This is a genomic window from Clavibacter lycopersici (assembly GCF_003576405.1).
Classification (GTDB): domain Bacteria; phylum Actinomycetota; class Actinomycetes; order Actinomycetales; family Microbacteriaceae; genus Clavibacter; species Clavibacter lycopersici.
Map to the genome: position 1 here is coordinate 1 of NZ_QWGT01000466.1, position 811 is coordinate 811.

At 78.2% G+C, this 811-nt stretch carries 1 protein-coding gene; it reads right to left on the reverse strand.

What is annotated here, in order from left to right; translation table 11 throughout:
* Nucleotides 1–811: DUF58 domain-containing protein (locus tag DZG00_RS15980; protein ID WP_119455849.1), on the reverse strand; the 811-nt coding region annotated here is incomplete at both ends.

The window sequence follows — 811 nt, forward strand, 5'->3', positions numbered from 1 at the left end:
CCGCCGGCTGCGTGCCCGCCCGCGATCGTGGTGCCGCCCGCGGGGACCGCCGCCGCGCCGGGGGCCGCGCCGCCCGCCGCCTCCGCGACCGCAGCGGCGACGCCGACGCCGTCCCCGTAGTCGCCCGCGTCCAGCGACAGCGCCACCATGATGTGGCTCCGCCGCGTCTCCTCGAACCGCCGCACCATCGGCACGCCCGTCTTCGCGGTCGACCGCCAGTGGATGTGCCGCACCGGGTCGCCCGGCACGTACTCGCGGAGCGACTGGAACGACACGTCGCTGTCGGTGAGGTCGCGCGTGGCGCGGCCCTCGAGGTCGCGGACGAAGCCCGTGCTCGTGCTGGGCATCGCGAGGGTGCGCGGGTGCACGAGGAGCCGGGTCGCCGCGGCCTCGGCGGACTCGCGGCGCACCAGGCCGATCGGGTCGCCGCGGACGATGCGGGCGGGGCCGAGCGCGATCACGCCGCGGCGCGAGGTGGGCACGACGAAGACGTCCTCGTGGGAGTGGCCGTGCGCGAGGGACGGCACATGGACCTCGGCGAGACCGGATCCGACCGGCACCTCCACCGTGAGGCCCACGGCACGGCGCCGCAGCGGGTTCCGCACGGCGACGGTCGCGGGCGCGCGCTCCCCCGCCACCACGCGCTCCCGCGGCAGGCGCAGCGACACCTCGACCCCGGAGGATCCGACGAGGTGCAGCAGCGCGATGACCCACAGGGCGGCCGCGGTCCACGCGACCGCGACGAGCTCGCGCCAGCCGAGCGCGTACCCGGCGACGCCCGCGACGACCGCGGCCAGCGCGACGACGCGGC